At 45.6% G+C, this 7870-nt stretch carries 5 protein-coding genes; 2 read left to right on the forward strand and 3 right to left on the reverse strand.

What is annotated here, in order from left to right:
• Positions 1 to 1289: 1289 nt before the first annotated feature.
• The 3 genes from KS419_RS21825 to KS419_RS21835 form a co-directional block, all read right to left on the reverse strand.
• Positions 1290 to 1391, reverse strand: coding sequence for a sporulation protein YjcZ (locus KS419_RS21825; protein ID WP_217068914.1), 102 nt, complete (start codon positions 1389 to 1391; stop codon positions 1290 to 1292).
• Positions 1392 to 1645: 254 nt separating this feature from the next.
• Positions 1646 to 3430, reverse strand: coding sequence for an ABC transporter ATP-binding protein (locus tag KS419_RS21830; protein ID WP_217068922.1), 1785 nt, complete (start codon positions 3428 to 3430; stop codon positions 1646 to 1648).
• An 83-nt stretch (positions 3431 to 3513) separates the two neighbouring features.
• Positions 3514 to 5241, reverse strand: a complete 1728-nt coding sequence (locus KS419_RS21835; protein ID WP_217068916.1) for an ABC transporter ATP-binding protein — start codon at positions 5239 to 5241, stop codon at positions 3514 to 3516.
• A gap of 474 nt (positions 5242 to 5715) precedes the next feature.
• Here KS419_RS21835 and KS419_RS21840 point away from each other — a divergent pair, with 474 nt between their 5' ends.
• Positions 5716 to 6255, forward strand: a complete 540-nt coding sequence (locus KS419_RS21840) for a CueP family metal-binding protein (RefSeq protein WP_217068918.1) — start codon at positions 5716 to 5718, stop codon at positions 6253 to 6255.
• A gap of 210 nt (positions 6256 to 6465) precedes the next feature.
• Positions 6466 to 7425 (forward strand): helix-turn-helix transcriptional regulator, encoded by a 960-nt coding sequence (locus KS419_RS21845; RefSeq protein ID WP_217068920.1) that lies wholly within the window; start codon positions 6466 to 6468, stop codon positions 7423 to 7425.
• Positions 7426 to 7870 lie beyond the last annotated feature (445 nt).

Here is a 7870-nt window from a genome sequence, read left to right on the forward strand (position 1 = left end):
TTGTACCCGAACGGGAGTGTCGGGCTGGTATTCGGTAAGAAGTTGCTCGAACTAGTGCCCGAACGGGAGCGTCGGGCTGGTATTCGGTAGGAAGTTGTCCGAACTTGTACCCGAACGGGAGTGTCGGGCTGGTATTCGGTAAGAAGCTGCTCGAACTAGTGCCCGAACGGGAGCGTCGGGCTGGTATTCGGTAGGAAGTAGCCCGAACTTGAGCCCGAACGAGAGTGGATGGATGGAGTTTCGGTAAGAAGTTGCTCGAACTAGTGCCCGAACGGGAGTGGATGGATGGAGTTCGGTAAGAAGTTGCTCGAACTAGTGCCCGAACGGATGCGTCGTGTCGGTATTCGGTAGGAAGTTGCCCGAACTTGAGCCCGAACGGAAATGTCGTGTCGGTATTCGGTAGGAAGTTGTCCGAACTTGTACCCGAACGGGAGTGTCGGGCTGGTATTCGGTAAGAAGTTGCTCGAACTAGTGCCCGAACGGGAGCGTCGGGCTGGTATTCGGTAGGAAGTAGCCCGAACTTGTACCCGAACGGGAGCGTCGGGCCAGCATTCGGTAGGAAGTTACCTCAACTTGTGCCCGAACGGATGCGCCAGCCGGAGTTTCGGTAAGAAGTTGCTCGAACTAGTGCCCGAACGGATGCGCCAGCCGGAGTTTCGGTAAGAAGTTGCTCGAACTAGTGCCCGAACGGATGCGCCAGCCGGAGTTTCGGTAAGAAGATGCCGGAACTTGTACCCGAACGGGAGCGTCAGCCGGAGTTTCGGTAAGAAGTTACCCGAACTTGAGCCCGAACGAGAGTGGATGGATGGAGTTCGGTAAGAAGTTACCGGAACTTGTTCCCGAACGGGAGTGGATGGTTGGAGTTCGGTAAGAAGTTACCCGAACTTGAGCCCGAACGGGAGTGGATGGTTGGAGTTTCGGTAAGAAGATGCCGGAACTTGTACCCGAACGGATGCGTCAGCCGGAGTTTCGGTAAGAAGTTACCCGAACTTGAGCCCGAACGGGAGCGTCGGGCCAGCATTTGGTAGGAAGTTGTCCGAACTTGTGCCCCAACGGGAACGTCAGGCCAGCATTCGGTAAGAAGTTGTCCGATCTGTGCCCAGTACCGCCTCGCCATCCCTGCAGCAAATTACACCATTTACTTCCCAAGCAGATAATCTCTCACTATTAAGTGCAATCAAAGAACACTTGCAGACAGCCATGTTCCATAAGGCTCCGAGGCTTTGGGAAAACAAAAAGGACGTCCCTTAAATAAAGGACGCCCGGAAAATTTACTATATCATCTCATATTAAGCATAACCGTGGGGTGTCACAATGACAGCTCCGATGATTACTAGGAGAATGAAAATGACTAACACAAATGAAAAACCACCGATTGTTGTGTTATACATCTCGAATGCCTCCTTTTAAAAAGAGATTAAGGGAGAGAATAACCCTTTACTCACTACATATCTTATTAACATTCTTCACAAATGATTGGACTCACTACTTAAATCCATAAAATTAGGCATGCAAGACCAATAATTTCTCAAAAAGAACACATCAAAAGTGGGCATGCAAAACCAATACCAATACTCCCTCAAAACACATCTTAGGAATACGATAAACTCGACCTTTATTTTTACTCCAGCAATGAGATACCATGTTAGCCCGCTTCTTCCTCACTGGAAAACTGACTATAGTAAAGGTCAGCATAGAAACCTTTTTGTTCCAGTAACTCGTGGTGGGTTCCTTTTTCAATCACATCACCATGGTTCATGACTAAGATTAAGTCAGCGTCTTTAATCGTAGAAAGTCTGTGTGCAATCACAAAACTGGTTCTGCCTTTCATTAATTCGTTCATCGCTTTTTGAACATTCATTTCGGTCCTCGTATCCACACTGCTTGTGGCCTCGTCAAGAATTAGAATCTTCGGATCAGAGATGAGAGCTCTGGCAATCGTCAATAACTGCCTTTGCCCTTGAGATATGTTGCTAGCGTCTTCCCCGAGAATAGTGTCGTATCCATCAGGTAAGGTTCGGATGAAATCATCAGCATAGGCGCTTCTAGCCGCTGAAACAATTTCCTCTAGCGTCGCTTCTTCCCGCCCGTATCCAATATTGTCACGGATGGTACCATTAAATAGCCAAGTATCCTGCAAAACCATGGCGAAAAGACTTCGAACTTGTTCCCTAGACAAATCTGTCAATTTCACTCCATCAATCTTGATATTTCCTTTATTCACTTCATAAAAACGCATGAGTAAATTAATGATCGTTGTTTTCCCCGCACCAGTAGGTCCGACGATGGCAATGGTTTGCCCATGCTCCACATCGAGAGTCATATTATTAATAATTGGTGTGCCTTCTTCATAGCTAAACTCCACATGCTCGAAAGATACTTGTCCGCTGAGCGTGTCCAAATCAAGAGCAGCACGTTCCTCTCTCGGCTCTTCCTCCTCATCCAGGAGGTTGAATATTCGTTCGGCAGAGGCAAGCGCCGTTTGAATCATGTTCGCTACACTGGCCACCTGGACCATTGGCTGGGAGAGCTGCTGGGAATATTGAATGAATGCCTGTACATCCCCGATGCGGATACTCCCATTCAATACGAGAAGTCCCCCGGCAATACTGACGAAGATGTAGCCTAAATGCCCAACAAACGTCATAAGTGGCATCATAATACCGGAAATAAATTGAGCCTTCCATCCTGCGGTATAAAGACGTTCGTTGATTTCATCAAATTCTTCAATCGATTCCTCTTCATGACCAAATGCTTTGACCACCTGATGACCTGTATACATTTCCTCAATATGGCCGTTGATGGACCCCAATTCCTCCTGCTGTGTTTTAAAGTGTTTTTGTGAAAAGGAGGCAACAACCCGAACGACTACGAAACTGAGCGGAATCGTAATTAAGACCACTAACGTTAAAATGGGACTGATGACTAGCATCATGATGATGATTCCAATGACAGTAATCACTGAAGTGATGACTTGGGTCAACGCCTGTTGCAGGGAGTTGTTGATATTATCAATATCATTTACGGCGCGGCTTAGAATGTCCCCATGCTTATGTTTATCAAAATAACTAATGGGCAATCGGGTGAGTTTTTCGTTAACTTCTTGTCTCATTTCGGCAATCGTCCTTTGGGAAACGCCTGCCATAATATACTGTTGTATGAAAGAGAACAAAGAGGATAACAGATACAGGAAAACTAAAATGATTAAAATTCTTCCCAAGTATCCAAAATCAACCCCTGTTCCTTGGATAAAGCTATCAAAAAGGGAAGAGGTAGCATCCCCTAAATACTTTGGACTAATGACATTAAATAAGGTTGCAAAGATCGCTGCAATCGTTACGAGAGTTAGCGCATATTTCCTGGGTTTTAAATACTGAAGAAACCGGCGAAAAGTTTTCTTAAACTCTTTTGGTTTCTGCACCTGCATCATCAAATGATTGCCTGGACCAGGACCTTTAGGGGCAGCTTGTTCGGAAGGACGACGACGTTTACGTTTATTCTGATTATCCGATGTCATGCGCTTTCCCCCTCCGTTTTCTGTGATGCGACAATTTCCTGATAGATGGTGTTGTTTTGGATCAGTTCCTCATGTGTCCCCATTCCAGCGACCTTGCCTTCGTTCAGGACGATAATTCGATCCGCATCCATTACGGTGTTCACCCGCTGAGCCACAAGAATAATAATCGCATTCTCTGTTTCCCTTTTTAACGCCTTACGGAGATTTGCATCGGTCTTATAATCGAGGGCGGAGAAACTGTCGTCAAAAATATAGACGTCCGGTTTTCGAACTAGGGCGCGCGCGATAGAAAGGCGCTGCTTTTGACCACCTGAGAGGTTCGAACCAGCTTGCTCAATGTATGTGTGAATACCCTCTTTTTTCTCCTTTACAAACTCAATAGCTTGCGCAGTTTCAAGGGCGTCTAATACTTCTTCTTCGGTAGCATCCTTATTTCCAAATCGGACATTCTCTGCAATCGTTCCACTGAATAACGAAGCCTTCTGTGGCACGTACCCGATTTTTGCCCGCAACGCTTTCTGTGTCATGTCGCGGATATCCGCCCCATTGAGGGAGATACTTCCCGATTCAATATCATAAAATCTAGGGATTAATTGCACCAACGTTGTTTTTCCGGCACCAGTACTGCCGATAATGGCTGTCGTTTCTCCTTGATTTGCAGTAAAAGTGATGTTCTCAACCGCCGCTTTCTCTGCACCGGCATAACGGAAGGTAACGTTCTGAAACGCCAGTTGTGCTGTTGCATCAGAAACCGGCTTCGCCCTTTCCGGATCCTTAATATCCGGGTCAATCAAGAGCACTTCGTTCACACGCTTTGCAGATGCCTGTGCCCGGGGGATCATGATGAACGCAAACGACAGCATGATCAAGGACATAAGAATCATCATGGAATACTGAAGAAAAGCCATTAAATTACCCACTTGCATAGCCCCATTGTCGATTCGGACCGCCCCAAACCAAACGATGGCAATATTGGTGAAGTTCATGATAATTAACATGGAAGGAAACAGAAACGAGATGATTTTATTTACTTGTATTCCCGTATCCCGGAAGGCCTCGTTCGCCTCGTTAAACCGTTTCTTTTCAAATTCCACCCGGTTGAACGCACGCACTACCCGAGTTCCAATTAAAGATTCCCGGAGCAGTAAGTTCAACCGGTCCGTCCGCTTTTGCAGTTCCCCAAACAACGGGATTGCTTTCCTGCTGATCAAAAAAATAGTTAACGCCAAGATAGGTAAGGCGACTAAGAAGATGAGGGAAAGCGTCTGATCCCGGGAAACGGCAAGAATGATTCCACCAAGGAGCATCAATGGAGCCCGTGTCATCATTCGGAGGATCATATTTAAGACATCCTGGATCTGCTTCACATCGTTCGTAGATCGCGTGATAAGAGAGGCAGGGCCGATTTTTTCAAACTCCTGCAGAGAAAAATTCTCCACATTCACAAACAGTTTGCGACGGACGTCTTTCCCAAATCCCATCGCCACCTTTGATGCGAAAAAATTGACCAGTACCGTCAAGAGGATTGCCAAGATTGCACAGACAACCATCCATCCGCCAGTTTGTAATATGTATGGAATATCTTCATTTACAATCCCAATATCGACCACGTCTGCCATTAAGGTTGGCAAATATAACTCCAGTAGCGTACCTGCCATTGTTAACAAGATGATGAAGACAATCGAAAGTTTATAAGGCTTTAAATGCTTTAACATACTTAACATCAATGATCACTCACTTACTTATGATTTTAGTGTTGGTGGTTTTGTGCGTTGTGTGTTGTGTGTAAAAAATAGGTGGCTTCCTTATCCTTAATACATCCGTTTCTTCACGATCGATCAGCACTGTTTCGACATTTTGATCGAAATTTCCTCATTTAATAGTAATTGTATTTTGATTATTTTACTAGTATTTGGGATAGAAAGGGAAAATATTTGCTTTGGTTTCGATTCCATTCGGACACTTGCCAACCGTCACCTACCTACCATCCCCCTTTGACCTGAGAAACAACACAGCCACCCCCCCCACTCCAACTTCACCCTACCCCACCACGCTAACTCGACCTGCTAAACACAGCCACCTCACTCCCACCCAGCCTAAAAATGAATAAATTGTGAAATAATCAACAAAAAACACTATTATATCAGTAGACAATGGTATAATAACCAAGATAAATAAGACAAGGTGGTGTTTACATCATGAAACAAAACATCTTGGCCATAATTGGCGCAGCCCTGGCCATCGTCCTATTGGCAGCCTGTTCCGAAGACAGCCAAAACAACACAGAACAAAATGAAATAGACGTGCAAGAACTGAAACAACTCGTGCACGATCATGGCGTCAAAAACATAGAGAATCAAGTCGCATCCATTACAGATCAAGAACTCATCGTGACACACAGCGACGAAACACAAACCGTCTATACCTTACCAGAAGACGAATTCTTTGTGTCCATTGCACCATATATTAACGAAACTCACCCCTGCACTTTCCATAACTTGACAGGTTGTCAAGGAGAGATGACAGAAGAAGAATTTCAAATCTATATCGAAGACACGGATGGCAACGTAGTCATGAATGATACCGTCACTTCACTAGAGAACGGCTTCATTGACTTCTGGCTGCCAAGCGATAACACCTATCACATTACGATTGCCTACGACACGATGACCGTAGAGGCCGAATTCTCCACATTTGAAGGAGACGCGACCTGCATCACAACAATGCAATTATCATAGAGAAACACAAGCACCTGCCAGACATAGCAGGTGCTCTTTCTTTTTTTAACCCCATTTTGGGAAAAATCACGCTTCTTTTTTTCGCATACATCTTAAAACCCTGGGTCTTGAGGGGTACCTCACTTAGATTAATCTACTAGACGATGCTCAAGACATGATAGAATAAAGAATAATAGAAATCACAAACCCTGTCCGAAAGGAGCCTGCCCAATGAACGAACGCCTGCTGCGTCTGATACGAATCATCACCTTGATCCAGTCCTATCCGGGAATTACCGCCAAACAACTGGCCGAAAAATGCGAAACCACCGCCCGCACCATCTATCGGGACCTCGACGTCCTGAGCGCCGCCCATATACCAATAACCAACGAAGGCTACGGCAAAGGGTACACCTATATCGGTAACTTTTCCCTTTACCCATTGGATTGGACTAACGAAGAAGCCGTCGCATTCACCATGTTGCCGAAAATCCATGACCAAATCAGCCATCTCATCCCACCGGATTTTTATACCGCCTACGAAAAAGTCATGGCCACACACCAAAAAGAGAAAAAAGACTTGCAGAACCTATTACAGCAAATGGTGTCCATCATCCAGATGGGAACACCAGCCTTTCAGGAAGAACACAACAACTTCCTCTCACCCGTTATCCGTGCCATCCTTCATGGGCGCACGATCGAGGTCGTCTACCACACCCAAAGCCGGAACGTCACCACCACCCGCGCCCTGGACCCGTACTTCCTGATCCCGCGCGATCACCGGTTTTACCTAATTGCCTTTTGCCATGAAAAAAACAGATTCCTTACCTTCCGACTCAGTCGTTTTTTGGATGTGGCTCCAACCGAGAACACATTTTCAAAGCAGGAGCTTAACCTCAAAGAATACTTCCGGCATACATGGTCTATTATTCAAGGTACAGACAAAATCAACTTCAAAGTCAAGTTCTCATCCAACATCGCCAGGTACATCAAAGAAGAAGAACTATTCGTCAAACCGAAGCTCACAGAACTGGAAGATGGAAGTCTTCTATTCGAAGTGACTCTCAACGATGACAAAGAATTTCTCCAGTGGATCATGCAATATGGGGTAGATGCCGAGATTTTAGCGCCAAGCGATTACCGTGAGAAAATGAAACACCACCTAGAGAAGTGGTTAAAGCACTATCAATAAGTTCGGTGGAATCCCTTTAAGAAAAAGTTTAAAACACAATTAGATTTACAGATTTTCCGAACGGGAAATCCAACTTTGGTGCGATAGTACCCCCTATTCATATAGGGCTGGAATGAGGTGAGGTCAGATACGGAGTGCCACTAAAAACCCGAAAAGTTTGTGATACTTCAAGTATCTGTAATTGCACTCTTAAAAGCAGGAGGAAGCGACAAAAGAGTGTGCGCCTCCTCGTCTAATGTCGCAACCTAGAGGAGGAAGCGACAAAAGAGTGTGCGCCTCCTCGTCTAATGTCGCAACCTGGAGGAGGAAGCGACAAAACAGCAGTTCAACTCCTGTCTTTTGTCGCATCCTAGAGGAGGAAGCGACAAAACAGCATGGCATCCCTTGTCTTTTGTCGCAACCTAGAGGAGGAAGCGACAAAACAGCAGCGTAACTCCTGTCTTTT

The organism is Evansella tamaricis (genome assembly GCF_019042215.1).
GTDB classification, from domain to species: Bacteria; Bacillota; Bacilli; order Bacillales; family Salisediminibacteriaceae; genus Evansella; species Evansella tamaricis.